Origin of the sequence: Aliiroseovarius sp. PrR006, assembly GCF_010500215.1 — a bacterium.
Lineage (GTDB): Bacteria > Pseudomonadota > Alphaproteobacteria > Rhodobacterales > Rhodobacteraceae > Aliiroseovarius.
The window spans coordinates 1,401,348-1,424,964 of the sequence record NZ_JAAGOY010000004.1 but is presented as its reverse complement, the minus strand read 5'-3'; the positions used below and the strand labels follow the sequence as shown (position 1 = coordinate 1,424,964).

At 59.7% G+C, this 23,617-nt stretch carries 23 protein-coding genes and 1 pseudogene; 13 read left to right on the top strand and 11 right to left on the bottom strand.

Annotated elements, in window-relative coordinates:
- Window position 1: 1 nt before the first annotated feature.
- The 5 genes from G0Q00_RS06950 to G0Q00_RS06930 are packed head-to-tail and all read left to right on the top strand — an operon-like array spanning window position 2 to window position 3,729.
- The gene (locus G0Q00_RS06950) at window positions 2–874 is read left to right on the top strand and encodes a hypothetical protein (protein WP_163037627.1); all 873 of its coding nucleotides are present in this window, start codon (window positions 2–4) and stop codon (window positions 872–874) included.
- Window positions 871–1,413, top strand: a complete 543-nt coding sequence (locus G0Q00_RS06945; RefSeq protein ID WP_163037625.1) for a hypothetical protein — start codon at window positions 871–873, stop codon at window positions 1,411–1,413. Before G0Q00_RS06950 ends, G0Q00_RS06945 begins: the two co-directional genes overlap by 4 nt.
- Complete coding sequence (locus tag G0Q00_RS06940; protein WP_163037623.1) at window positions 1,410–2,771, top strand: DUF6638 family protein; 1,362 nt, start codon at window positions 1,410–1,412, stop codon at window positions 2,769–2,771. The genes G0Q00_RS06945 and G0Q00_RS06940 overlap by 4 nt, the downstream gene beginning before the upstream one ends.
- Window positions 2,772–2,773: 2 nt before the next feature.
- Complete coding sequence (locus G0Q00_RS06935; RefSeq protein WP_203564907.1) at window positions 2,774–3,040, top strand: hypothetical protein; 267 nt, start codon at window positions 2,774–2,776, stop codon at window positions 3,038–3,040.
- Between the two features lie 8 nt (window positions 3,041–3,048).
- The gene (locus tag G0Q00_RS06930) at window positions 3,049–3,729 is read left to right on the top strand and encodes a DUF1523 family protein (protein ID WP_163037621.1); all 681 of its coding nucleotides are present in this window, start codon (window positions 3,049–3,051) and stop codon (window positions 3,727–3,729) included.
- A 73-nt stretch (window positions 3,730–3,802) separates the two neighbouring features.
- Here the strand turns inward: G0Q00_RS06930 and G0Q00_RS06925 are convergent, their stop codons facing one another.
- Window positions 3,803–6,154 carry an aldehyde dehydrogenase family protein gene (locus G0Q00_RS06925; protein ID WP_163037619.1) on the bottom strand — a complete coding sequence of 784 codons (2,352 nt, stop codon included), beginning with the start codon at window positions 6,152–6,154 and terminating at the stop codon, window positions 3,803–3,805.
- A gap of 10 nt (window positions 6,155–6,164) precedes the next feature.
- Complete coding sequence (deoC, locus tag G0Q00_RS06920) at window positions 6,165–7,148, bottom strand: deoxyribose-phosphate aldolase (RefSeq protein WP_239058395.1); 984 nt, start codon at window positions 7,146–7,148, stop codon at window positions 6,165–6,167.
- A 102-nt stretch (window positions 7,149–7,250) separates the two neighbouring features.
- On the opposite strand from deoC, the gene G0Q00_RS15865 reads away from it, so the two are divergent.
- The 4 genes and pseudogenes from G0Q00_RS15865 to oppB all read left to right on the top strand — a co-directional run.
- The gene (locus G0Q00_RS15865) at window positions 7,251–7,391 is read left to right on the top strand and encodes a hypothetical protein (protein ID WP_239058340.1); all 141 of its coding nucleotides are present in this window, start codon (window positions 7,251–7,253) and stop codon (window positions 7,389–7,391) included.
- Window positions 7,373–7,756 (top strand): ABC transporter substrate-binding protein, encoded by a 384-nt coding sequence (locus G0Q00_RS15860; RefSeq protein WP_239058339.1) that lies wholly within the window; start codon window positions 7,373–7,375, stop codon window positions 7,754–7,756. Before G0Q00_RS15865 ends, G0Q00_RS15860 begins: the two co-directional genes overlap by 19 nt.
- 36 nt (window positions 7,757–7,792) lie before the next feature.
- Window positions 7,793–8,056 (top strand): hypothetical protein, encoded by a 264-nt coding sequence (locus G0Q00_RS15855; RefSeq protein ID WP_239058338.1) that lies wholly within the window; start codon window positions 7,793–7,795, stop codon window positions 8,054–8,056.
- 185 nt (window positions 8,057–8,241) lie between these two features.
- Window positions 8,242–8,409: pseudogene (gene oppB / locus G0Q00_RS06910) on the top strand (oligopeptide transporter permease); the annotation flags it as partial.
- A 97-nt stretch (window positions 8,410–8,506) separates the two neighbouring features.
- Here the strand turns inward: oppB and G0Q00_RS06905 are convergent.
- A complete protein-coding gene (locus G0Q00_RS06905) occupies window positions 8,507–8,698 on the bottom strand; it encodes a heavy-metal-associated domain-containing protein (RefSeq protein ID WP_163037615.1) in 192 nt (63 codons plus the stop codon).
- Window positions 8,699–8,818: 120 nt separating this feature from the next.
- On the opposite strand from G0Q00_RS06905, the gene G0Q00_RS06900 reads away from it, so the two are divergent.
- The 4 genes from G0Q00_RS06900 (at window position 8,819) to G0Q00_RS06885 (ending at window position 15,399) form a co-directional block, all read left to right on the top strand.
- Window positions 8,819–11,281: a heavy metal translocating P-type ATPase gene (locus tag G0Q00_RS06900; RefSeq protein WP_163037613.1), complete on the top strand. Its 2,463-nt coding sequence runs from the start codon at window positions 8,819–8,821 to the stop codon at window positions 11,279–11,281.
- Window positions 11,278–11,679: a Cu(I)-responsive transcriptional regulator gene (gene cueR, locus G0Q00_RS06895; RefSeq protein WP_163037611.1), complete on the top strand. Its 402-nt coding sequence runs from the start codon at window positions 11,278–11,280 to the stop codon at window positions 11,677–11,679. Before G0Q00_RS06900 ends, cueR begins: the two co-directional genes overlap by 4 nt.
- Window positions 11,680–11,769: 90 nt before the next feature.
- The gene (locus G0Q00_RS06890; RefSeq protein WP_163037609.1) at window positions 11,770–14,451 is read left to right on the top strand and encodes a bifunctional acetate--CoA ligase family protein/GNAT family N-acetyltransferase; all 2,682 of its coding nucleotides are present in this window, start codon (window positions 11,770–11,772) and stop codon (window positions 14,449–14,451) included.
- Window positions 14,452–14,475: 24 nt separating this feature from the next.
- Window positions 14,476–15,399 carry a histone deacetylase family protein gene (locus tag G0Q00_RS06885; protein ID WP_163037607.1) on the top strand — a complete coding sequence of 308 codons (924 nt, stop codon included), beginning with the start codon at window positions 14,476–14,478 and terminating at the stop codon, window positions 15,397–15,399.
- Window positions 15,400–15,478: 79 nt separating this feature from the next.
- Here the strand turns inward: G0Q00_RS06885 and G0Q00_RS06880 are convergent, their stop codons facing one another.
- The 8 genes from G0Q00_RS06880 to G0Q00_RS06845 all read right to left on the bottom strand — a co-directional run bounded on the left by G0Q00_RS06880 (window position 15,479) and on the right by G0Q00_RS06845 (window position 23,612).
- On the bottom strand, window positions 15,479–16,552 hold the full coding sequence (locus G0Q00_RS06880) for an FAD-binding oxidoreductase (protein ID WP_163037605.1): 1,074 nt from the start codon (window positions 16,550–16,552) through the stop codon (window positions 15,479–15,481).
- Window positions 16,545–17,480: an aldo/keto reductase gene (locus G0Q00_RS06875; RefSeq protein WP_163037603.1), complete on the bottom strand. Its 936-nt coding sequence runs from the start codon at window positions 17,478–17,480 to the stop codon at window positions 16,545–16,547. The genes G0Q00_RS06880 and G0Q00_RS06875 overlap by 8 nt, the downstream gene beginning before the upstream one ends.
- Window positions 17,481–17,579: 99 nt before the next feature.
- Window positions 17,580–18,086, bottom strand: a complete 507-nt coding sequence (locus G0Q00_RS06870) for an EF-hand domain-containing protein (protein WP_163037601.1) — start codon at window positions 18,084–18,086, stop codon at window positions 17,580–17,582.
- A gap of 124 nt (window positions 18,087–18,210) precedes the next feature.
- On the bottom strand, window positions 18,211–19,296 hold the full coding sequence (locus G0Q00_RS06865; protein ID WP_163037600.1) for a BMP family ABC transporter substrate-binding protein: 1,086 nt from the start codon (window positions 19,294–19,296) through the stop codon (window positions 18,211–18,213).
- 1 nt (window position 19,297) lies between these two features.
- A complete protein-coding gene (locus G0Q00_RS06860; protein ID WP_163037598.1) occupies window positions 19,298–20,077 on the bottom strand; it encodes an ion transporter in 780 nt (259 codons plus the stop codon).
- Window positions 20,078–20,092: 15 nt separating this feature from the next.
- Window positions 20,093–21,016: an ABC transporter permease gene (locus G0Q00_RS06855; protein ID WP_203564905.1), complete on the bottom strand. Its 924-nt coding sequence runs from the start codon at window positions 21,014–21,016 to the stop codon at window positions 20,093–20,095.
- A complete protein-coding gene (locus G0Q00_RS06850) occupies window positions 21,016–22,116 on the bottom strand; it encodes an ABC transporter permease (protein WP_163037596.1) in 1,101 nt (366 codons plus the stop codon). The genes G0Q00_RS06855 and G0Q00_RS06850 overlap by 1 nt, the downstream gene beginning before the upstream one ends.
- The gene (locus tag G0Q00_RS06845; protein WP_163037594.1) at window positions 22,113–23,612 is read right to left on the bottom strand and encodes an ABC transporter ATP-binding protein; all 1,500 of its coding nucleotides are present in this window, start codon (window positions 23,610–23,612) and stop codon (window positions 22,113–22,115) included. Before G0Q00_RS06845 ends, G0Q00_RS06850 begins: the two co-directional genes overlap by 4 nt.
- Between the last annotated feature and the right edge of the window lie 5 nt (window positions 23,613–23,617).

Here is a 23,617-nt window from a genome sequence, read left to right as displayed (position 1 = left end):
CATGAGTGATGCGAACTGGCTATCGCCGGAAAACTTAGATCCAGCAAAACTGGCCATAGAGCTTGCAAAGGCAGTTTCGAAATCGGAGGCGATTAAGAATTACGCGAAAAGGACATTGGATGCCATCTTGAACGGTGAAACTCAAATAGCAGTGCTTGGTGCAGGTGGGACAGGAAAATCCACCTTTGCTCACGTCATTACTTCAGACAATCCGCTTCATTTCGACAGCACTTACGAGTCGGACATCGAGCAGAAAAACGTTCAATTTCCTGGGAAAGTATCTGCAAGACTACTGGTTGCCCCTGGACAGGCAAGGTACGTTTCGGAAGTTTGGCCGCGGATTTTCGATACATTAGAGAAGAAAAAGTCGCTGGCGATCATAAACTTGGTCGCCTTTGGCTACCATTCTTTTGATCTGAGTTCCTTTGAAGAGTTTGAATTGTTTACGCCGGGGATGTCGGAGGAAAAATTTCTTGAGGCCTATCTTGAGCAGCGACGCGGGATAGAGTTGGAACGGCTTCATGCATTGAAGGATGGCATATCCGAAGTTAAACGAAACGTGTGGATGATGACCGTCGTAGGCAAACAAGACTTGTGGTGGAGCAGCAGAGAGAAGGTTATCAAGCACTATACTGATGCGGATGGTAGTGAGTATGCTCAGTTGCTGGCAGAAATCGAGAATGACTTAGGTGCTCGCGGATTGGCTTTCAGTCATCATTTTGTGCCTGTTTCGCATGTGGTTTCAAATTTTTTGGGTCCGGACGGTCAAATCCTTGCCCCGACTTCTGCAGGATATGATTTGGACGAACACATCAAGCACTTGTATAATCTAACTCGTAGGTTCAATGATCTACTTGAAGGGAAAAAGCTTTGAACTCGCTTGAAAATGAAAATGATCTAGCGTCGATTGAAACGAGCTACTCTTCCGCACGCGCGGAGCTTCTGAAGTTGCTCGAAGAATACACAGAGGACGTAAAACGGGCGCTGGAGCTTGAAGCACGGCTGGAATCGCGAGGCGTCGCTCTTCGTAATCTCCTGATCGCAGTCGCTCTTGCAGGTACGGTAGCAACCTTGGTCGTGGGACTGTTAACTAGAAACACGCACGAGAACTTCGTAGCTTCAGTAGAATTAAGTTCATTTGTCGCGATGATTGGAATTATCGCTGGACTAGCCGCCTCTGTTCCCATCATTAGTATCGCTTCTCGAGCACAGCAGAAAAAGTTTTCACACGATATTCAGTTTTCGGCCAAAATTCTGGAGCGAATTGTATCCCGTGCGGTTCAACTAGTAGACCACAATAGCTCTAGGTTGGACTTCACTTTTGAAATTCGGATTGCGGAAGCCGAAGCTGTATTGGATCGTTTCAAGGGTAGATCATCTAGAGAAACGCACACGAACTCCCAATACGCATGAAACGCCTCATCCAACGCGGCCTCATGTTTGGCAATCTGATCCGGGTCGACAGCCCTGCGCTGATCGAGCGGTATAACCGCGCGCTGCATTCCCTTGCGGGCAAGCGCACCGGGCTGACTGAGTTTCACATAGACATTTCCGGCTTCTCGCCTGAGGTGGGGGAGGAGCTGAACGATCCGCTCTACCTGAACCCCAATGGCTGCAATCGGCAGTTCATCATTCTGACGGTGGACCAGAAGAAGGCGCCGCTCTTGAACGCCATGTTCTCGACCTCGCGCGGGATCCTGCGGCAGTTCATTGCGGATAACGAGGCGAAGCTTTTTGCGCTGACCGCCCATGACGCGGTGGCGGGCGAGCTGATGAACTCGGTCTATGATATCTCCGACCCGTCGCGGCTGTTCGACATCCGCAAGATCGTGATCGAGGCCGATACAACCCAAAGCCACGTCAAAAACGCCCGCGTGCTGGCCGAAAAGATCGACTATTTCCAGACCGCGCCGAACGCGTGGTATGACGATGATCTGATTGCCGAGATGATCGATCTGGCCCGCGAAACCGGGGACGTGACCAAGGTTCCGGTCGATCTGGGCGTGCAGGAATACGAGCAGGGCAATTTCTGGACGGCGCATTTCGGCGGGCTGTACATCTTTCGCGATGTGGAAAGCCCCTGCGTGGTGGTCTCGGGCGATAAGGACCGGATGGAACGCTTCCCCCGTCTGCCCTTTGTCGACACGACCGAGCCCAACCGCATCGCCAGCTTCCTGCGCAAGAACGATCTGGTCGAGCCGCTGGTGCGTGAGCGCGGTGCAGCGGGCGCGCGAATTCTGCGTCAGAAGATGGAGTTCATCTTGGTGGACGCCTCGACCTCGGCCGGGATGGAGCTGGGCGACATGTCCTCGCGCACCTTGCGGCACGTGGCGCAGCGGATGGGACGTAATCTGCCGCAGGCCTTCCACGGGCTGGCAGCACTTGTGCGCTGGGCCGAGGCGGGCGGGCAATGGCCGCGGATCGACAGCCGTCATCCGGCCTATTTTTACACCCTGCGCGCGCGGCCTGATCATCCAGATCGCGACTTGATCAACCGTCTTCTGTCCGAATTGGCACCGATGGACTTCCGCCAGCTGTTCATCTGCCACAAAGAGCTTTTCTATGCCTCCTACGCCACATGGCCTGACGAAAAACGCGAGTTTGTGGCAGAGTTCCTGCATCGTGACTATATGGCAAATAAGGCCGGTGCCCGTGATAAGCTGTTTGGCGGGCGCAAAGACGCGCTGAAAGTGCCGACGACGACGCGCAAACGTACGCGTGAGCAAGTGATTGAAATGGTCGGCCCTTGGGGCGCGGTGAAAGGAAAATAGGGATGGGATTTCTACGTCTGATCATTTTCGGCTTTGTGGGGCTTAGCATCATCTATCTGCTGGTCAGCCTCTATTCCCGCTCGGTCCGTCTGGAAAAGCTGGAAGAACAGTGGGCCGAAGAACATCCCAATGGCAATGAAAGCGACCGCGAAGCGTGGTTGCGCGAGGGGATGGAGGACTATCAAAAAAGCTTCCGCCCCAAGCTGATCTTGCTGGTTTATGTGGTGCCTGCGCTGCTGGTACTGCTGTCGATTATACTTATTAACTGAGGTTTAATATGCGCCGTTTCCGTATCATCATCCGCAGCCTGATCGCGCTTATCCTGTTTGGCGTGCTGCATTACACGCTGCCGCAACATGACGTGGTGCGTGTTGTGAACACCTATCAGGAACGTCAGGATCTGGACGACTGGACCCGGATTTTCTGGTCCAAACCGGATGACCAATCCGCAGGCCTGATCAACCGTGATGTGCAGTTCGTACAGACGGTGAAAAAGAAGACCTATCTGCTGGGCTTCATTCGCGCGGATGCGGACGAGGTCATGGTCTATCGTAACGAGGATACCGGCTGGTCTTGGCCGTTCTATTTCAAGTTTGACACCGCCAGCTTGCAGACTGAAGTCGACGACCTTCGCTCGACTGCGGAAGAGCCAAAATGGGCGGTGATCACGCATTACGGCTGGCGGAACGAGCTGCTGTCGACTTTCCCGAACGCTGTGGGCATTCGCCCCGTGGCCGGGCCGGACGTGACAATCATTCCGTGGTTCAACATCGCCTTCTTCCTGTTCCTCGCCGTCGCGCTGGGCTTTGTGCGCGCGCTGTGGCGGCAGTTCCGCCAGCGCTCGATCGACCCCGCGATTGAGGATGCCAGTGAGGCATGGGATGCCGTCGATGCCCGCGCTGATGAAGCTAAGGGTCGCGTGTCCCGCTGGCTGGGGACGTGGCGCAAGAAGAAGTAAGCGCTTATGGCTGCATGAAAAAGCGCCGCGCGAGAGACCCTCGCGCGGCGCTTCTGCTTTTTGATGGGGCGGGTTATTCGCCGTAGGGTACCCAGACGGTCTTCACCTCGGTCGCGTGGCTCAGGAACTCTCGCCCTTCACCGGCAGCGCCCATCCAGTCCCGCGCTTTGGCGTTGTTGACCCAGCTGCGCTTCAGGTTGCCGGCGCTTTCCAGCTCGACCGTGGCCGAGATGTCGGCGCCGGAATGCGACCAGATCGCATCCACGCCCAAGTGACCGGCCAAGGGGGCGGCCAGCGTGACGTGATCGCCGATGATGATGTTCACCACGCCGCTGGGGACGTCCGAGGTGTCCAGCACCTGATAGAAATCCGTGGCCGCCAGCGGGTAGGGTTGTGAGGCTGCCAGCACCACGCGGTTGCCCATCGCAATCGCGGGCGCCATCAGGGACACGAGGCCCAGAAGCGGCGCTTCGTCCGGGCAGAACCCGCCGATCACACCCACCGGTTCGTTCATCGCCAGCGCCACACCGCGCATCGGTACGGGTTTGGCAGCGCCGTCGAACTTGTCAGCCCATGCGGCATAGGTGAACAGGCGCGAGATGGCGGCCTCAACTTCCTTCTTGCCGGACTTGCCGCCAGTCATGGCGTCGATCCGGGCGGCGAACTCGCCTGCACGGGCCGAGAGGTTCTCGCCGATGTAATAGAGGATCTGCGCGCGGGCATGCCCGGTGGTTTTCGCCCACCCTTTGGCGGCCGTCGCTGCCTCGACCGCGTTGCGGATGTCCTTGCGATTGGCGATACCCACATGGCCCAGAAGCGTGCCGGATTTCGCCCAAATTGCTTGGCTGTACCCGCCATCTGGGCGCGCCTGCTTGCCGCCGACATAGAACTTGGCAGTACGGTCCAGCGCATCTACCTTGGCGTCCTTCGGGGCGGCTACGGGGGCAACCGGCTTCAATGCCACAGCTTTGCCGCGCGGCTTGGTATAGGCCTGCAGTCCTTCCCATCCGCCTTCGCGCCCAAACCCGCTTTCGCGCACGCCCCCGAAACCAGCAGCCGCATCAAACATGTTGGTGCCGTTCACCCAGACCACGCCAGCGGCCAGTTTCGGGGCGATGTCCAGCGTCAGGTTCACATTCTCGGACCAGACCGAGGCTGCCAGCCCGTAGCGGGTGTTGTTGGCGATCTCGACCGCCTCACCCGGCGTGCGGAAAGTGGTTGCGGCCAGTACCGGGCCGAAGATCTCTTCCTGCATCAGGGTCGAGGCCGAGGACAATCCGGTGATCAGCGTGGGCGGATAGAAGCAGCCCTGATCGGGAAGCGGGCAGGGGGCTTGGTAAAGCTCGCCTTCGCCCGCGCCTGCGTTCACCATATCGGTGATCCGTTGATGCTGAATCGGGTCGACCACGGCGCCGACATCAATGGATTTGTCCAGCGGGTCGCCAATCCGCAGCTTGCCCATGCGGGCTTTCAGCTTGGCATAGAAGCGATCCGCGATGCCCTCCTGCACGATCAGGCGCGAGCCTGCGCAGCAGACTTGGCCCTGATTGAACCAGATCGCGTCGACCAGACCCTCAACCGCGCTATCCAGATCGGCGTCGTCGAACACGATGTAGGGCGACTTGCCGCCCAGCTCCAACGTCAGCGACTTGCCCGACCCGGCGGTTGCGCGGCGGATGTGGCGGCCTACATTGGTGGACCCGGTGAAGGCGATTTTGTCGATGCCTTCATGGGTCCCAATCGCCTCGCCCACGCGACCGTCACCGGTCACGATGTTCACGACGCCTTTGGGCAGTCCGGCTTCGTCACAGATTTGCGCAAACAGAAGTGCGGTCAGCGAGGTATACTCGGCGGGCTTCAGCACCACCGTGTTGCCCATCGCAATTGCGGGCGCGATTTTCCACGCGAGCATCAGAAGCGGGAAGTTCCAAGGGATGATCTGGCCACAGACACCCAAGGCCTCGCGGTTGGGAAGCTCGGCGTCCTGAAGTTGCGCCATGCCTGCATGGTAATAGAAGTGACGCGTGACCAGTGGGATGTCGATGTCGCGGCTTTCGCGGATCGGCTTGCCATTGTCCATGCTTTCCAGCACGGCGAAAAGGCGCGAATGCTTCTGCACCAGACGCGCCAGCGCATAGAGGTATTTTGCGCGGGCATGGCCGGGCAGAGCCCCCCAGCTTTTTTGCGCCTTGCGGGCGGCGATCACCGCCACGTCCACATCATCTGCGCTGGCTTGCGTGACCTGCGCCAGAACCTCGCCCGTCGCCGGGTTGCGGCTGTCGAACAGCGCGCCCGGTTTGGTCATTTCGCCGTTGATATAAAGGCCAAACGCACTGTCGCGCGCCGCGATCCACTCTAACGCCTCGCCCGCGCTTTCCGGTGCGGGACCATAATCCATGCTGTCGAATTTTTCTTTCACGGTCATGTCTTTGTCCTTATCCCATCGGATGGCGGTAGGTGGCCGAGTAGTGGCCGGTCACGTGGTGTTCCAGCTGGCGTTCGATGTCGCCCAGAAGCGAGCTGGCGCCGAAGCGGAACAGGTGCGGGTCCAGCCAGTCATCGCCCAGCTCTTCCTTGATCAGCGACAGGTAAACCAGCGCATCCTTGGCCTTCGAAATCCCGCCGGCAGGCTTGTAGCCCACCTTGTATCCGGTGGCGTCAAAATAGTCGCGAATGGCGCGGATCATGACCAAGCTGACGGGCAGGGTGGCGTTGACGCTTTCTTTGCCGGTCGAGGTCTTGATGAAGTCTGCGCCCGCCATCATGCACACCAGCGATGCACGCGCGACATTGCGCAAGCTGCCCAGCTCTCCGGTCGCCAGAATGGCTTTCACGTGGGCATCGCCACAGGCTTCGCGGAAGTCGCGCATCTCGTCATACAGAGCCTGCCAGTTGCCGGTTAAAACATGGCGGCGCGAGATCACGATGTCGATCTCCTCGGCACCGGCGCGCACGCTTTCGCGGATTTCCTCGACCCGCAGGTGATAGGGGCTAAGGCCAGCCGGGAAGCCCGTCGACACAGCGGCGACCGGCATGGTTACACCAAGCGATTTCAGGGACGACACGGCGGTCTCGATCATGTCGTGATAGACGCACACGGCGCCGGTGGTCACAGGCTCCATCCCCAGGGCAGCCATGATCTCGGGCCGGACGGGCTGGGCGGCTTTGGCGCACAGGCGGCGCACGCGGCCTTCGGTATCGTCGCCCGATAGGGTGGTCAGGTCGATCATGGTGATCGCCTTCAGAAGCCATGCGGCCTGATAGTCCTTCTTCACGCTGCGCCGCCCCGATAGGGTCGCACAGCGGCGTTCAATGGCGGATGTGTTGGCCTGCACGGCCCGCACCCAGTTCATGTCCAAATCCATCCCCGGATTGCGGGGCAAGGCCAGTTGCGGCAGCTGGTCGGACGACGCTTTCAGCCCCTCATCCGAGGTTGTCTGCGGTTCGCTTTTCACGGATTTCACCCCTTGGGCATGTGTTGTGGTCAAAGTTTTACCAAATGGTCGCACGCGCGACCGGGAATGGCAATAATCACCGTGACGTCAGGGGTGGTGACGCAAACAATCGACATTTTGACGGAGGTCGATGTGATTATGACGGCGGGCAGCATGAAATACGCCGAAAAAGCGGGGCAGACGGGTGGATGGCTTGCCGCGCCGTAAATGGTTTTTTCCCTCTTTGTGTTGCGCCGAGCCACACCACCAATGACGGCAAGACCGTCTGTACCTTTACTCCGGGCGCAACCGCTGGCTTTGGAGTGCCGTCGGTTGAATATGCAGGTTGGAGTCAGGACGAACGCAACGCCAATGCTGTCGAGCTGATGGCTGAGGCTGGTTACGGTGCGGACAACCCGATCGACCTGACCCTGCTGTACAACACGTCCGAGGCTCACAAGAAAGTGGCCCTGGCAGCTAGCCAGATGTGGAAGCAGAATCTGGGCGTGAATGCGACGCTGGAAATTCAGGAATGGAAGACCTACCTGACCACTCGCGGCGAGCAAAACTATGAAGTTGCCCGTGCCGGTTGATGTGGTGACTATAACGAGGCTTCGACCTTCCTGGATTTGGTTCATTCTGGGTCGGGCTACAACGACGCCAAGTATGCCAACGATATGGTCGATAGCCTGCTGGCAGACGCCAAGACGATGGACAACCCTCAACCGAACTACACCAAGGTCGAGGAAATCATCGCAGCCGACATGCCAATCATTCCGATCTATCACTACACCGAAGACTACATGCTGCAGCCTTCGATTGCAGGCAGCTGGCCCGTCGAAAACGTGGAACAGAACTGGTGCTCGAAAGACTTGTACAAGGTCGCGAAGTAAGCCGGATCTGATCTGAAACTGGGGCACCGCGCATCGCGTGCGGTGCCCCACCCGCATCTGCGTTTCTGATCCAGATCAACGAAGGCCGTTAACCAAACTGTCCTAGGCGCTTAATCCGGCTTTACGTAGGGTTCGCCATTTCGTGTATCGTGGGTCCGACAACGCCGCATCTCCTAGGGGTAAAGATGCTTGACTTCATCATACGCAGGGTCGCCGTCGCGATCCCCACTCTTATCATTCTTCTGGTCGCCTCGTTTTGGCTGATGCAGACAGCGCCCGGCGAAGCGTTCACATCGGAACGTCCCTTGCCTGCGCAGGTCCTCGCCAATATCGAGGCGAAATACGGGCTGGAATGCGCGGAAACCAAGCCGCCCCTGACGGATCGCGGCAACGGGCAGCAAGTGGCCTGTCACAAACGCTAATGGGAGCCCCGGCTACATGCCGGGGTTTTTATTTGACGGTGGAGGAAAAGCCGATCTCGTCCAGCGCGTCGATGACGGCTGCGGGCTCCAGCCCGTCCACTTGCACCTCGCGGGTGTCCATGTCGAAGCTCAGGGTCACCTCGCCCAGCCCTTCCAGCGCTTCGGTGATCGAGGCTTTGCAGTGGCCGCAGCTCATATCGGGGACGTGGAAAGTGGTCATGGGGGCTCCTATTGGTTTGCCAACTGAATAGCGCAGCAATCGCGCGGGTCAATGCCGCTTTGCCCTTGACCTTCCAGTCACTGGAATCTCTATCTATACTCCGTCATAGCGGAGAATCTCATGGCTGCCTTGAAAACACTCACACTCGAGCTGGAAAACCTGTCTTGCGCGTCCTGCGTCGGGCGGGCCGAGCGTGCCTTGGACGCGGTCGAGGGCGTGGACGCGGCCCCCGTGAACCTTGCAACGGAAACCGTGCGGGTTTCCTTCGCAGCCCCTGCCAACACAGAAAGCCTTGCCACCACGCTTGACCGCGCAGGCTATCCGGCGCGGCGGGACACGGTGGTTCTGGATGTCCAGTCGATGTCCTGCGCCGCCTGCGTGGGCCGGGTCGAGCGCATGTTGAAAGCCACACCGGGCGTGCTGGACGCGCGGGTAAACCTTGCCTCGGAACGCGCTTTTGTCACCTTCCTGACCGGATCCGTGACGCCCGAGGCGCTGTCGGCGAAGATCACCAAGGCAGGGTTCCCGACCACCCCGCGTACCGACAGCAGCACCACCGGCCCGCGTGACAAAGCGGACGAAGCGCGGGTGTTGAAACGCAAAGCACTGCTTGCTGCCGCCCTGACCCTGCCGGTCTTTGTGATCGAGATGGGCGGACACCTGTACCCGCCGTTCCACCATTGGATCATGCACAATATCGGGCAGGGGGTGTCGCATTGGCTCCAACTGATCCTGACGACGATTGTCCTGTTCGGTCCCGGCCGCCTGTTCTTCGCCAAGGGTATTCCGGCACTTTTGCGCGGCGCGCCCGAGATGAACGCGCTGGTCGCGCTGGGCGCCTCGGCGGCTTATCTCTATTCGCTGGTGTCTGTGCTCACCCCCGGCATCCTGCCCGAAGGCACCGTGAACGTGTATTTCGAGGCCGCCGCCGTCATCGTCACCCTGATCCTTGTGGGCCGCTGGATGGAAGCCCGCGCCAAAGGCCGCACCGGTGAAGCGATCCGCGCGCTGGTCGAACTGGCCCCGGACGAAGCCACGGTTGAAGTTGAGGGCCGCCAGATCACCCGCCCCGTCGCACAGGTTATCACTGGAGAGATCATCGTGATCCGCCCCGGCGAACGCGTCCCTCTGGATGCCGAAATCATCGAGGGTGAGAGCCTTGTGGATGAAAGCATGATCACTGGGGAACCCGTGCCCGTCGCGAAGACACCGGGCAGTCCCGTGACTGGCGGCACGGTGAATGGCACCGGCGCCCTGAAGGCCCGCGTAACCGCCGTTGGCCCTGACACGATGCTGTCCCAGATCGTGCGGATGGTCGAAGACGCCCAAGGCGCACGGCTGCCCATTCAGGCGCTGGTCGACAAGATCACCGCCGTGTTTGTGCCTGTCGTTATGGCGGTTGCTGCGTTGACTGTTGCGGTATGGCTTTTGATCGGCCCGGACCCTGCGTTGGGTCTGGCGCTGGTCGCGGGTGTCTCGGTCCTAATCATCGCGTGCCCCTGCGCGATGGGCTTGGCCACGCCGACCTCAATCATGGTGGGGACCGGCCGTGCCGCGCAGTTGGGTGTGCTGTTTCGACGCGGGGACGCTCTGCAAGCGTTACAATCTGTGGACGTGGTGGCCTTTGATAAGACAGGCACGTTGACCGAAGGCCGCCCCGCGCTGACCGCTTTCGAGGTCGCAGACGGGCAGAATGCCGACGCGCTCCTCGCCCTGATCGCGGGGGCCGAGGCACAAAGCGAACACCCCTTGGCACAAGCCATTCTATCTGGCGCGGTTGATCGCGGCGTCACGCCAGCCACCGTCAGCAACGTTCAAACAGAAACTGGTTTTGGCTTGTCGGCCGAGGCTGACAGCAAGCGCCTGTTGATCGGTTCGCAGCAATACATGGCCCGCGAGGGGGTCCCTCTGACGAATATCATCGAACGCGCCGACCCGATGCGCGCGGACGGGCAGACCGTGTTCTTCGCGGCCTATGACGGACAGCTTGCCGCGCTGATCGGCGTGGCCGATCCGGTGAAACCCGGCACCACCAAAGCGCTGGAGGCGTTGCGGGCCTTGGGCAAAGAACTGCTGATGATCACCGGCGACGACCCGGCTACCGCCGCCGCTATCGCTGATCGGCTGGAAATCGACCGCGTGCTCGCGGGTGTTGTTCCCGGTGAGAAGCTGCAAACCATCGCCGCCATGCAGGCCGAGGGAAAGACCGTCGCCTTTGTTGGCGACGGCATCAACGACGCGCCTGCATTGGCGCAAGCGGATGTGGGCATCGCCATCGGCACGGGCACGGATGTGGCGATCGAGGCCGCCGACGTGGTCCTGTCCTCGGGCGCGCTATCGGGCGTGGTGAATGCGCTTCAGGTCAGCCGCCGCACCATGACCAACATCCGCCAGAACCTCTTCTGGGCGTTCGGCTACAACGTGGCGCTGGTTCCCGTGGCGGCGGGGGTTCTCTACCCGGCATGGGGCGTGCTTTTGTCACCAATGTTGGGGGCAGGGGCGATGGCGGCGTCCTCGGTTCTGGTTCTGACCAACGCCCTGCGCCTGCGCTTCATCAAACCGGTTTTGGAGGACGCATCATGAATATTTCCGGTGCTGCTGCACACACTGGCTTGCCCGCCAAAACAATCCGCTACTACGAGGATATCGGGCTGGTTACGCCTTTGCGCGACACCAATGGCTATCGTGTCTTCGGCGAGACCGAACTGCACAAGCTGACCTTCCTTGCCCGCTCTCGCGCCCTGGGGTTTTCGGTCGAGGATTGCCGCGCTCTTCTGGCTTTGTACGAAGATCAATCCCGTGCCAGCGCCGATGTCAAACGCATCGCGCGCACCCATCTGGACGAGATCGAGGCGAAGATCGCAGACTTGATCGCCATGCGTGATACGCTGTCGCATCTGGTGCAGGCCTGCGCTGGCGATGACCGCCCGGACTGCCCGATCCTGAAGGGGCTCGAAGCCAACTCTGTGCCAAAAGCTTGAGGCACATCAAAGACGCGCGGGTTGCCGTGGCGTTTATCCATGGGCGAAGCTGTGCGGAGCATGTTCGCGCATTCGTAAAGGAATCGTCTGATGGACAAAAGCCCTCTGACCCCGCTTTTCGATCCCACCTCGGTCGCCGTGTTCGGGGCCAGCCCCAGCGGAAACTCGGTTGGCGCAATGGCGTGGAGCAATCTGGTGGCCGGCGGGTTCGAAGGCCCGCTCTATCCGATCAATCCCAAGCATAAAGCCATTGGTGATGCGACCTGCTATCGCAAGGTGACTGATCTGCCGGACGAAGTGGATCTTGCTGTGATCGCAACGCCTGCGCGTACCGTGCCGGGGATCATGCGCGACTGCGCCGAGGCTGGCGTGAAATCCGCCATCATCCTGTCCGCAGGGTTCGGAGAAGGCGACGGGCGCGGCAAGGATCTGGAAGCTCAGGTCGTGGCCGCCGCACGCAAGGCTGGCATCCGGTTCATGGGGCCGAATTGCGTGGGTCTGGTTCGCCCGTGGTTGGGGCTGGATGCGAGCTTCCTGCGTTCTGACCCGCCGAAGGGGCGGCTGGCGTTTGTGTCGCAATCTGGCGCATTGGTGTCTGCGATCGCCGACTGGGCCGGGCCGCATCATTCGGGCTTCTCCGCCATGGTTAGCCTTGGCAATTCAACCAACATTGATTTCGGGGACGTGCTGGATTTTCTGGCGATGGACCCGCGCACGGACGCCATTTTGCTCTATATTGAGGGTATCAAAGACGCGCAGAACTTCATGTCGGCGCTTCGTCGGGCGTCGCGTCTGAAGCCGGTGATCGTGCTGAAATCAGGCCGCCACGCGACCAGCTCGCAAGCGGCGCATACGCATACTGGCGCGTTGATTGGCTCGGATGATGTGTTTGATGCCGCGCTGGAACGCGCCGGTGCGGTGCGAGTGGGCACTCTGGGTCAGCTCTTCGCTGCGGCCGAGATCCTCGCCAACACCCGCAAAGTCGGCGGAAATCGCCTGTGCATTATCACCAATGGCGGCGGCGCTGGGGTTTTGGGCGCCGACCGAGCAGGCGATCTGGACATTGCGCTGCCGCCGCTGTCTGACGCAACCAAAGACGCGCTGGACAAGGTCTTGCCCCCCTATTGGAGCCACGCCAACCCGGTCGATATTCTGGGAGACGCGGACCCCGCAACCTATGCCGCCGCCGTGAAAGCTGCCATTGCCGACCCGGATAACGACGGGGTGCTGGTGATGCTGACCCCACAGGCGATGACTGACTCGGTGGCAACCGCGCAAGCAGTGGTGGATGCCCTGCCAAAGCGGCGCAAGAAGCCCGTTCTGGCCTGCTGGCTGGGTGAACCGTCCGTCGAAGAAGGTCGCGCAATCCTGTCCAAAGCGGGCGTGCCGGATTTCCAAACGCCCGAACGCGCGGTCGAGGGCTTTAGCTATCTGGTTCAACACCGTCGCAACCGCAAACTGGCACTGGAGGTTCCCCGCGCCCGTGCGTTCGAGAAAGGGTTGGATCTGGACGGCGCGCACCTGATCATCGCGTCTGCCCTGTCGGACGGACGCAAGATGCTGTCGGACACGGAAAGCAAGGCGCTGCTGAAGGCCTTCAACATTCCGGTGAATATGACAATCGAGGCGACAACGCCTTCGCAAGCCTTGGTTGCTGCGGAATCTGTTGGCTATCCGGTGGCGATGAAAATCGCCTCGCCCGATATCACGCATAAAACCAATGTGGGTGGCGTGCGGGTGAACGTGGCGCATGCGACCTCGGTCTCGCGGGTGTTTCACGAGCTGGTTAAATCCGCCAAAGCCGCACGCCCCGACGCGCAGATCAACGGGGTCACGGTCGAGCCGATGGCGCGCCTAAAAGACCCGCGCGAGCTGGTGATCGGCGCAAGTCGCGACCCGGTTTTTGGCCCTACGGTTTTGTTTGGGGCGGGTGGCACCATGGTTGAGGTGATGAAAGACAGCGCCGTTGCCCTACCGCCGCTGAACGCGGTTCTGTCCGAGCGGCTGATCAACAAAACGCGGGTGGCGAAGGCACTGGAAAGCTTCCGCGATTCCGCGCCCGTGGATCGTGACGCGCTGGTTGATGTGCTGAAACGCGTGTCCATTATTGTCAGCGAGCTGCCCGAAATCACCGAACTGGACATCAACCCACTGTTCGTCAGCCCCGATGGGGTTTTGGCGGTGGATGCGCGCATTTCAATCCAGCGGGCGCCTGCGAAGGATGGCCCCTATGACCACATGGCAATTCACCCCTATCCGCGCCATCTTGCGCGCGAGACGTTCTTGTCGGACGGCACGCTTCTGGTAATTCGTCCAATCCGCCCCGAAGATGCCGAGTATCTGCAGTCCTTCATGCGCGACCTGTCGCCCGAGGCCAAGAAGATGCGCTTCATGGGCTCGGTGAATGAACTCAGCCCTGAAATGCTCGCCCAGTTCTCGGCCATCGATTATCGCCGCGAAATGGCGCTGTGTGCCATGGCGGAAATTGACGGGAAGGATGTGTTGGTAGGTGTCGCACGCTATGTGATCAACCCCGATCAGAAAAGCTGTGAATTTGCCATCGTCGTGTCGGACCGGATCCAGCATCAGGGGCTTGGGACACGCCTGATGAAGGGGCTGTTCAGCGCGGCACAAGATCATGGATTGGACGTGATCGAAGGGACGGTTCTGAAGAAGAACGACCCGATGCTGCGCCTAATGAAAGAGCTGGGCTTTACTCAGCGGCCAGACCCCGATGACCGTGATGTGGTCATCGTTGAACGCTGGCTTTGAAGAAGTATTGAGGGAGGAGACCGAATGCTATCCATCATTTCGCATAGTGAATGCCGTGACCACGATGCGGGGCCATTGCACCCGGAAAGCAAGGCGCGGCTGGATGCGATCAACAACCAGTTGATCATGTCGGGCATGGACTATGTGGTGCGCCATCACGATGCGCCGCTGGTCACCCGCGAACAGCTGGAGCGCGTGCATGACAGCAATTATCTGGATCGCGTCTATGCGCTGGCACCAGGGCAGGGGATGGAAAGCGTCGAGGTCGACGGGGACACGGTGATGAGCCCCGGAACACTGAAGGCCGCCGAACGCTCGGCCGGATCGGGCTGCATGGGTGTCGATCTGGTTATGTCGAAAGAGGCCAATCCAATCTTCTGCATGGTCCGTCCGCCGGGCCACCACGCGGAAAGCGACAAGGCGATGGGGTTCTGCCTGTTCAACAACATTGCCGTAGCTGCCGCCCACGCGTTGGAAGCACACGGACTGTCCCGCGTGGCGATCATCGACTTCGATGTGCACCACGGAAACGGCACGGAAGAGATCTTCAAGGCTGAGCCGCGCGTGCTGTTCTGCTCCAGCTTCCAGCACCCGTTCTATCCCTTCACCGGGCACGAGAAAGAAACCGACAATTTGGTCGATATCCCTCTGTCCGCAGGCGCTGGCAGTGCCGAGTTCCGCGAGGCCGTGTCCGGCCACTGGATTCCGCATCTGCGCGACTTCAAACCGGAATTCGTCTTTATCTCGGCAGGCTTTGACGCCCATGTGGCTGACGATATGTCCAGCGTTCAGCTAACGGACGCGGATTACGAGTGGGTCACGCGCGAGCTAAAGGCCGTGGCGGACGAGTTCGCAGACGGTCGGATCGTGTCAATGTTGGAAGGCGGGTACGAACCTGACGTTCTGGCGCGATCAGTGGTGAAGCATCTCGACGTGTTGCTGGGGTAAGGGGCTTTGCCCCTCGAGCCTGTGGCTCTCACCCCAGGATATTTGTGACAAGAAAATGCGAAAGGACGGGTCAGATCGGTTATGCGAACCGGTCCGGAACGATTTTTGCCACGGTTTCGGCTTCGATCTCCGGTGTGCGCCCAGCGACGAGGTCTGCCAGCAGTTTTGACGCAGCGGGCGAGGTTTGGAACCCGTATCCTCCTTGCCCGGCGCACCAGATAAAGCTGCGATCTTCGGGCGCTGGTCCCAGCACAAGATTACGATCCGGCGCGAAACTACGCAGCCCGGCCCAGTTTGCGATCATGCGCGTGACCGGTTGGGTCACCATTTCTTCATAGCGGGCGATCCCTTCTGCCAGCACCATGTCATCGGCCCAAGCATCCATGGGCTCTATCAGGTCTTCTTCCTCGGGTGACACCAATAGCGCACCAGCATCCGGTTTCGCATACCAGCTTTCGCCCGCGCCCATTGCCATAGGCCAGCCCGAAACATCCATGCCCTCGGGAGCGGCAATTCGTGCCATGGAGCGCCGATAAGGTTGAATGCCGATGGGCTTGATTCCGGCCAGGGCTGCGACTTGATCGACCCATGGCCCAGCCGCGTTGACCAGTGTTTTGCACTGAACCGTCATCTTCGGCGTCGTGACCTCCCACCCGTTTGGCAAGCGCGTGATGGCCGTGACTTTGGTGCGTGTGTGCACCTGACCATTTGCGCGAATGTCGCGCGCGAAGTTTTGCAACAGGAGATCCGTGTCGATGTCCCATCCGTCGGCATGATAGCCTGCACCAATCATCGCGTCAGGATTAAGGATGGGAAATAGATCCAATGCCTCGTCCGTGGAAAGGGGATCCATCTTCATTACTTCAAGGTCGTGGGCGAGCTCTTTATCCTGTCCTTTGCCACCAACAATCATCAGCCCTCGCGGGGACAACACGCCACCATTTACGGTTTCGTGATACTCGCGCGACGCTAGGTTCAAGGCGATCACGGATGGCGCGCCATAGGTTGCCTCGTACATTGCAGCTGACCGGCCAGAGGCGTGATAGGCCAATGCGTTCTCGGCTTCCAACACGCAAACACTGCCCAGTTGCGACAGCCGTGCGCCTGCGGATATTCCGGCGATGCCACCGCCGATAACGACGAAATCAAACATTCTCTTCAATCCTATCCGTTGCGGGGGCAGGTGTGGGGGTTAGCGCGGTCAATCTATCGCGCAACTCGGGGGGCATCTCGAAGGTCAGCGCGTCCAGAGATGGCTGCAATTGGTCCAGAGATCGTGCCGATAGGATGGGTGCGGGGCGGGACGGATGGCTGGCTGTCCACGCCACGGCCAAAGTGGCCGGATGTGTGTTCAGGTCCAGTGCGATCTCGGGCAGTGCCTTGGCTGCATTGTGCATCCAGTCCAGACCATAGCGCGCAGCGTAGCGGTGATCTTCGGAGAGTCTGCCCGAACCGCCTTTTGCGTATTTGCCAGTCAAAAGCCCTCCGCCCAAGGGAGAGTAGGTAGCCGCCAAAATGCCCTCGGAGGCGCACATGGGCAGCAATTCGACCTCGGCCTGACGTTTCACAAGGCTATACATGGGCTGGATCACGTCGATCTTCGTGTCCAGTCTGTGTGCGATCGCCTGCGCTTTCATCACTTGCCACGCGGCAAAGTTAGACAGAGCCAGATAGCGGGTTTGTCCAGACGCCTGAAGCTCAGCCAGAAGTTCGATTTGCTCTTCCATCGCCATGTTCGGGTTGAAGCGATGCAGATAGAGGATATCCACCGCATCCAAACCTAGCCGGGTTCGAGAGGCGTCGAACTGAGACCGCAGCACAGCAGCATTGTCGGGCGCGTCATAGCCGATCTTGGTCCCGATGATCAGACGATCGCGGAGGGGTGCAATCAGCCGTCCGAGGATTTCTTCCGAGGCCCCGCCCGTATACAGGTTCGCCGTGTCGAAATGCGTGATGCCAGCATCGATACAGGCGTCAAACATCGCGCGCGAGGCGGCTTCATCAGCGTTCTCGCCAAATTGCATGGTGCCAAAGGCAAAGCGCTGGGCTGGGGTGCCATCAAGGGAAATCAGGTCGGTCATGGCGCGACATTGCCACGCGGTTCGATAAAGGAAAAGGGCTCGCGTGATACGGGGCCAGATCTTCTTTGGTGCGCTTTGTCAGCGCGCGAAATGGGGCACTTACTGTCGGCCGAAATCTTCTTGCGAGATTACGCCATCGCCGTTGCGATCCTGCTTTGGGAACCACAGATCTACACCTGCAAGGAACTCTTCACGGGTGACTTGCCCGTCGCCATCAAGGTCTGCGTTTTCACGGGTCATGGACATGGCGGCGCTGTGCTCGCCCATACCCTGTCTCTTGCCTTTTCCTTGGCCTTTACCCTGACCTTGGCCTTGACCCTTGCCTTGACCCTGACCGCCGCCTTGGCCGATCCCGTGTTCTTTCATGTCCGCCTCGCGGGCTTCGTCGAACAGAACATAGTCCTCGGCGCTCAGCACACCGTCATCGTCGGCGTCGAAGGTGTGGAAAATGTCGCCACGGCGTTCACGGGCTTCCTCGATCGAGACCGAGCCGTTTTCATCCAGATCCCACATCTCGATAAAATGGGCGCCGGGCTGGTTTTGTGCCAGTGCAGGCAGTGCAAATACAAGTGCCGCAGTGGCCAGAAATGGTGTTGTCTTGCGCATCGTTACGCTCCGTTTGTTGTCCCTATATTCGTATTACGGAATGTGACCGGGTTTCCGTCGCGCATTTTGCATAAAAAATGCCCCACCTTTCGGCAGGGCATTTTGATGCTTTGTGTAGGGTCGATTAGTTCGACGGGATCTCGGCTTCGATGCCTTCTACGTAGAAGCCCATGCCAGCCAGACCATCGTCGCCATAGTCGGAAGCGGTTTCACCGTCTGCCAGCCAAGCCGAGCCGTCCTGTTTGTTCAGCGGGCCAGTGAAGGCGTGGTATTCGCCCGAAGCCAGTGCATCACGCAGGGCTTCTGCTTCGGCTTTCACGTCAGCTGGTACGGCGTCCGAGATATCGCCGATGCCAACCATGCCAGCGCCGATACCGTCCCAGGTCGAGACGCTTTCCCAGGTGCCGTCCATAACGGCTTTGGTGCGTGCGACATAGTAAGGTGCCCAGTCATCGATGATCGAAGATACGCGCGGGAAGGGGGCGTAGTCGCTCATGTCCGAGGCCTGACCGAAGGTGATCACGTTGCCGGCTTCTTTCGCAGCGGCCTGCGGCGCGGTCGAGTCGGTGTGCTGCAGGATCACGTCAGCGCCTTGTTCGATCAGAGCTTTGGCAGCGTCGGCTTCTTTGGCCGGGTCAAACCAAGTGTAGGCCCAGATGATTTTGAACTGTACGTCCGGGTTAACCTTCTTGGCGTGGATATAGGCCGAGTTGATGCCACGGATAACTTCCGGGATCGGGAACGAGGCGATGTAGCCGATGATGTTCGACTTGGTCATCTTGCCTGCGATGTGACCCTGTACGGCGCGACCTTCATAGAAGCGCGCCGAATAGACCGACACGTTGTCCGACTGCTTATAGCCGGTGGCGTGCTCGAACTTCACGTTCGGGAACTTCTCGGCCACGGCCAGAGTCGCGTCCATGAAACCAAACGAGGTGGTGAAGATCAGGTCAGCACCCGACAGGGCCATCTGCGTGATTGGGCCTTCTGCGTTCGATTCCGACACGCTTTCAACATAGACGGTTTCAACCTTGTCGCCGAATGCGGCTTCTACGGCTTTACGGCCCTGATCGTGTTCATAGGTCCAGCCGCCGTCGCCCACGGGGCCGACATAGATAAAGCCGACCTTGGTCTTGTCCTCGGCCATGGCCGCCCCGGCCAGACCGGTGGCCAAAGCCGCCGTAGCCAGAAGTGATTTCAATACACGCATGTTAATCTCCCTTGGTGTCTTGAGCAGTATTATTGGTTTCATCAGCGGCCTCTTCGCGGGCTTCGCGCAGACGACGCTGGATGTTCGTTTCGCTTTCGAGAAGCGCAGTGGTGATGATCGCCGATGGCACGGCAATCACACCCAGTCCGATGAACAGGACGAAGGTGGTGAAGATCCGACCTCCGGCTGTGATAGGGAACATATCGCCATATCCCACGGTGGTGAAACTGGCGACGGCCCACCATAGGCTGTTGGGAATAGACGAGAAAACTTCGGGTTGGGCTTCATGTTCGAAAATATAGATTCCTACTGCCGAAACATAAAGCATAAGAGCGGCGATGATACCAAAGATCAAAAGCTCTCCCCGAACCTGCCTGAAGGCCACGACAAGGCGCTCCATCGCGTGTGATCCGCGGAACAGCTTCAAAAGCCGGACGAGGCGCAGAAGGCGGAAGGCGCGCACCACCTGCCATTGCGGCGTCAAAAGCGCTATGGCCGGAGCAAAGGCCAGAAAATCGACCAGTCCCCAGAAGCTGAACGCATAGCGCAGCGGACGCGGAGACGTGACCAATCGCAAGACATACTCGGCCGCGAAAACCACCAAAAGCAGCACCTCGAACTTGAACAAAAGCCCGCGCAGATGTTCGGGCAGCTCAGGCATGGTTTCCAACGCGATGGCGATTGCCGACAGCAGGATCAGCACATCCATGACACGCGCGACGTTCACACCGCCAAGCGGCTTGTGTCCGTCCAGAATGTCGTGAATGTCTGCTTTGTTCATCAGGGATCCTGCGGGTTAATGGGTGGCGTGGAATTCGCGCCCCAAGGATCCGGGGGCCCCGTGATTGCCACGTAGCGAGATCACAACCAGCACAAGGATGGTGATAATATAGGGGCTCATGGCCAGGATCTCGACCGGGATGGGGACACCGGCGGCCTGAAGGTTCAGCTGCAGAACCGAGATTCCCCCAAAGAGATATGCGCCCAGAAGCACACGCCATGGGCGCCAGCTGGCGAAGACCACAATGGCCAGCGCGATCCAGCCCGCGCCTGCCGTCATGCCTTCGACCCACTGCGGCACGCGCACTAGGCTGATATAGGCACCGCCCATCCCCGCGCAGGCGCCACCAAAGGCAATCGCCATCAAGCGCACCCGGATGACCTTATAGCCAAGCGCGTGGGCGGCGTTGTGGTTTTCACCGACACCGCGCAGGATCAAGCCCGCACGGGTGCGCGTCAGCACGTACCATGTCAGGGCGACGATAATCAGGCTGACATAGACCATCGGGTCATGGCGGAACATGATTGGGCCCAGCACTGGAATGTCGGACAGCAGCGGGATCTCCCACTTGGCCATAGTGGGGGCTTTGATGCCCTCATACGGCTTGCCGATCAGGGCAGACAGCCCCAGCCCGAACAGCGTCAGGCCCAGACCGGTCGCCACTTGGTTCGACTTCAGATACAGGACGAGCACGCCAAACAGCATCGACAGCGCAGCGCCCGCGACCGCAGCCGCGACAAAGCCAATCGACGGCGCGCCGGTGGTCACACCAATCGCGAAGCCAACCACCGCACCGGTGATCATCATGCCTTCCACGCCCAGGTTCAGAACGCCCGATTTCTCGACCACGGCTTCACCGATTGCGGCCAGAAGGATAGGGGTTGCGGCCACCATGAGGGACGCCAGAAGCAGAAGCGGATTAATTTGTCCAAGATCCATTATTTCGCTCCTTCTTGCGCAGCCACCGGCGCTTTCCACCGCACGCGATAGTGTGACAGCATGTCCATCGCCAGTAGGAAGAACATCAGCATCCCTTGGAACATCTGAATCGCGGCACCGGGCAGACCCAGCATCAGCTGCGCCAGCTCGCCGCCAATATAGGTCAGCGCCATCAAGAGCCCCGCCAGCAGAATGCCGATCGGGTGCAAGCGGCCAAGGAAGGCCACGATGATCGCGGTGAAGCCGTAGCCTGCGTTAAAGTCGATCGAGACCTGACCCGAGGGCCCCGAGACCTCGAACAGTCCCGCCAAACCGGCCAGCGCGCCGGATGTGCCAAGGCAGAACAGGATCAGCCGTGTCGGGTTCACGCCCGCGAACTTCGCGGCCCGCGGGGCTTCGCCGGTCAAACGGACCTGAAAGCCCAGCATGTGACGGGTCAGTAGGATATAGGCCAGAATGACAGCGATGAAGGCCGCAGCCACACCCCAATGCATGCCCGTGCCCTCGATCAGATCAGTGTTGTAAGCAGCCGGGAAGTCGCGGAAGTTACGCGAGCCGGGAAAGCCCATGCCGTCAGGGTTTTTCAACAACCCCTGACTGACCGAGGCCAAAATGTTTTCCGCCACATAGACCAGCATTAGGCTTACCAAAATTTCGTTGGTGCCGAATTTCACCTTCAAAACACCGGGGATCATGGCCCAAGCCCAGCCGCCGATGGCCCCTGCCAGCACCATGGCCGGGAAAATCAGAATGCTTTCTGACGGGTAGAAGGCCAGCCCGACAGCAGCGCCGCAGATGGCGCCCATGATGTACTGACCCTCGGCCCCGATGTTCCAGATCCCGGCGCGGAAGCCTAAGGACAGGCCAATGGCGATCAGGATCAGCGGACCGGCTTTTACCAACAACTGCGGGCGTGAATACGGCCCAAAAGTCTCGTGAAACAGCGGATCCCAGAAGATCGTGCGAATGGCTTCAAGCGGGTCTTTCCCCAGCATCCAGAACAGGATGCCGCCAGCGATCATAGTTGCAACCACGGCCAAAACCGGTGTCAGTGCGCCCCAGACCTTGGACGGCTGGGGTCGTTTTTCCAAACGGATCATGCGGCCACCTCGTCTGCTTCTGAGCCACCCATCATCAGGCCGATTTCTTCAACGCTCAGCCCTTGCATCGGCACCGGACGAGCCAAGCGCCCTTCGTTCAGCGCCGTGAAGCGGTCTGAAATTTCCATCAATTCGTCCAAATCCTGTGAGATCACGATGACCGCCGCGCCTTTATGCGCCAAATCCAGCAGCGATTGCCGGATCGAGGCCGCAGCCGCCGCATCCACACCCCATGTGGGCTGGTTCACCACCAAGACATCAGGGTCTTGCAACACCTCGCGGCCAATGACGAATTTCTGCAGGTTGCCGCCCGATAGCGATCCGGCGGCATTGTCCGGGCCGGGGGTGCGGACGTCGAACGCTTCGATGATGCGACGGGCGAATTTCTCGGTCTTGCTCCAACGCAGGAACCCACGGTCCACAAGCTTCTCGCGCACCGAGCCGGTCAGCAGAGCGTTCTCGATCAGGCTCATCTCGGGGGCCGCAGAATGGCCCAGCCGTTCTTCTGGTGCGGTCAGCAATCCACGCGCGCGGCGTGCGCCGGGGGACAGCGTGTTAATCTCTTCTCCGGCCAGCGTAATGGACCCATCTTGCGCACGCGCTTCGCCCGACATGACGGCTAACAGCTCGTCCTGCCCGTTGCCGGCCACGCCGCCGATGCCCAAGACTTCGCCCTTGCGCACCTCAAGCGAGACATTGCGCAAATCGGTGCCAAACTCGCTGGGCGAGGGCATCGAGACGCTGGACAAGGACAGTGCGACGTCGCCGGGTTCGGCAGGATCGCGCGAAGGGACGTGCAGCTTGTCACCCACCATCAGCTCGGCCAGTTCACGGGCGGATTTTTCGCGCGGGTCGCAGGTGTCGACCACCACGCCGTGACGCAGGATCGTGGCGTGTTCACAAAGCGACCGGATTTCCTCCAGCTTGTGCGAGATATAGAGGATCGAGGTCCCCTCGGAGGTCAGCTTCCGCAGGGTTTCGAACAGGATCTCGACCTCTTGCGGGGTTAGAACGCTGGTCGGTTCATCCATGATCAAAAGCTTCGGATTCTGAAGCAGGCAGCGAATGATCTCGACCCGTTGGCGTTCACCGGCGGACAGATCGCCAACAATTCGGTCAGGGTCTAAGGGCAGGCCATAGGCTTGGCTAACGTCGCGAATGCGGCTGGCCAATTCGCGCGTGCTGGGTGGGTTGTCCATGCCAAGGGCGATGTTTTCCGCCACTGACAGCGCGTCAAACAGGCTGAAATGCTGGAACACCATCGCAACACCGGCAGCGCGGGCTGCGGCGGGGTTCACAGGGGTGAATTCTTCGCCGTTCAGGGACATTTGACCCGCGTCGGGCTTCACCAGCCCGTAGATCATTTTGACCAGCGTGGATTTGCCCGCGCCGTTCTCTCCCAAAAGGGCGTGTACTTCGCCGGGTAAGAGCGAAAACGAAACCTGATCGTTGGCCAAGACGCCGGGATAGGCCTTGGTCAGGCCCTCCAACGTCATTAGCG

Bases quoted from the DNA above. Each gene is read 5' to 3' on its own strand.
- G0Q00_RS06950 (WP_163037627.1), top strand. From the start codon at position 2: ATGAGTGATGCGAACTGGCTATCGCCGGAAAACTTAGATCCAGCAAAA.
- G0Q00_RS06940 (WP_163037623.1), top strand. From the start codon at position 1,410: ATGAAACGCCTCATCCAACGCGGCCTCATGTTTGGCAATCTGATCCGG.
- G0Q00_RS06935 (WP_203564907.1), top strand. From the start codon at position 2,774: ATGGGATTTCTACGTCTGATCATTTTCGGCTTTGTGGGGCTTAGCATC.
- G0Q00_RS06930 (WP_163037621.1), top strand. From the start codon at position 3,049: ATGCGCCGTTTCCGTATCATCATCCGCAGCCTGATCGCGCTTATCCTG.
- G0Q00_RS06925 (WP_163037619.1), bottom strand. From the start codon at position 6,154: ATGACCGTGAAAGAAAAATTCGACAGCATGGATTATGGTCCCGCACCG.
- G0Q00_RS15865 (WP_239058340.1), top strand. From the start codon at position 7,251: ATGGCAATAATCACCGTGACGTCAGGGGTGGTGACGCAAACAATCGAC.
- G0Q00_RS15860 (WP_239058339.1), top strand. From the start codon at position 7,373: ATGGCTTGCCGCGCCGTAAATGGTTTTTTCCCTCTTTGTGTTGCGCCG.
- G0Q00_RS06905 (WP_163037615.1), bottom strand. From the start codon at position 8,698: ATGACCACTTTCCACGTCCCCGATATGAGCTGCGGCCACTGCAAAGCC.
- G0Q00_RS06900 (WP_163037613.1), top strand. From the start codon at position 8,819: ATGGCTGCCTTGAAAACACTCACACTCGAGCTGGAAAACCTGTCTTGC.
- cueR (WP_163037611.1), top strand. From the start codon at position 11,278: ATGAATATTTCCGGTGCTGCTGCACACACTGGCTTGCCCGCCAAAACA.
- G0Q00_RS06890 (WP_163037609.1), top strand. From the start codon at position 11,770: ATGGACAAAAGCCCTCTGACCCCGCTTTTCGATCCCACCTCGGTCGCC.
- G0Q00_RS06885 (WP_163037607.1), top strand. From the start codon at position 14,476: ATGCTATCCATCATTTCGCATAGTGAATGCCGTGACCACGATGCGGGG.
- G0Q00_RS06880 (WP_163037605.1), bottom strand. From the start codon at position 16,552: ATGTTTGATTTCGTCGTTATCGGCGGTGGCATCGCCGGAATATCCGCA.
- G0Q00_RS06875 (WP_163037603.1), bottom strand. From the start codon at position 17,480: ATGACCGACCTGATTTCCCTTGATGGCACCCCAGCCCAGCGCTTTGCC.
- G0Q00_RS06870 (WP_163037601.1), bottom strand. From the start codon at position 18,086: ATGCGCAAGACAACACCATTTCTGGCCACTGCGGCACTTGTATTTGCA.
- G0Q00_RS06865 (WP_163037600.1), bottom strand. From the start codon at position 19,296: ATGCGTGTATTGAAATCACTTCTGGCTACGGCGGCTTTGGCCACCGGT.
- G0Q00_RS06860 (WP_163037598.1), bottom strand. From the start codon at position 20,077: ATGAACAAAGCAGACATTCACGACATTCTGGACGGACACAAGCCGCTT.
- G0Q00_RS06855 (WP_203564905.1), bottom strand. From the start codon at position 21,016: ATGGATCTTGGACAAATTAATCCGCTTCTGCTTCTGGCGTCCCTCATG.
- G0Q00_RS06850 (WP_163037596.1), bottom strand. From the start codon at position 22,116: ATGATCCGTTTGGAAAAACGACCCCAGCCGTCCAAGGTCTGGGGCGCA.
- G0Q00_RS06845 (WP_163037594.1), bottom strand. From the start codon at position 23,612: ATGACGTTGGAGGGCCTGACCAAGGCCTATCCCGGCGTCTTGGCCAAC.